The sequence below is a fragment of the Vibrio sp. 1249-1 genome (assembly GCF_033340495.1).
This window is the reverse complement of record NZ_JAWOWJ010000380.1, coordinates 1-796: the sequence shown is the minus strand read 5'-3', so window position 1 is coordinate 796 and position 796 is coordinate 1. Positions and strand designations below refer to the sequence as shown.

Below are 796 nucleotides of genomic sequence, written 5' to 3'. Positions count from 1 at the left end.
CGGCTATTCCAGTGGTAAAGATTCTGAAACGGTCTTGCACCTGTTCCTGATGGCCCTGATCCGGGCTGTAAGGAGTGGGGCGACCATCAGCCAGCACCACTTCATCTTGCACACTGACACACTGATCGAAAGCCCAGAGGTAAGGTGGCTGGCGGATCAGAAACTGGCCGAGCTGGAGCGTTTCATTGCGAAGGAAAACCTTCCTCTGACCATCGTTCTAGCAAAGCCTGGGATCTCGCAGAGTTGGACGGGCCGAATCCTTACTGGGAGGGGGTTGCCTACGTTTTCCAACTCCACGGCCCGCCAGTGTAGCCAGGATTTAAAAATCACCTCTGCCAAAAGAGCGAAGGCAGCTTATATGCGAGAGCTTCCCAAAGAGGTTCGACAGAAAGTCTGCCTTTTGCTGGGCAGTCGTGATGCTGAAAGCACTATTCGTGCGGCCAACATTGCAAAACAGCGAGGAAGCTCAGATCGCGTCATTAAGACGAAAGATGGGGGTGAGCTGTATGTGGTGAAAAACTGGTTGGCGAGTGATGTCTGGGAGTTCTTACTATCCGCTGGCATGGGCTCAGCATATCCTCTGCCAAGTTACTTGGAGAGCAATGTCACTACGGCAGAGCTTTACAAGGCGGCAACAGGGGAGTGCGTGTGGTCGGCAACAGAGAAGAAGGCCAGTGACGCCTGTGGCGCTCGCTTCGGTTGCTGGGCTTGCCAGGCTGTTGGGTTGGATAAGTCAATGGAGACGTTGCTTGCCACGGACCCTGAAAGGCATGGCTATATGTCGGGGCTGAACCGC

General features: G+C 54.4%; 1 pseudogene. It reads left to right on the top strand.

Annotated elements, in window-relative coordinates:
• Nucleotides 1-358: 358 nt before the first annotated feature.
• Nucleotides 359-796 (top strand): annotated as a pseudogene (locus R7Z50_RS26495) (phosphoadenosine phosphosulfate reductase); the annotation flags it as partial.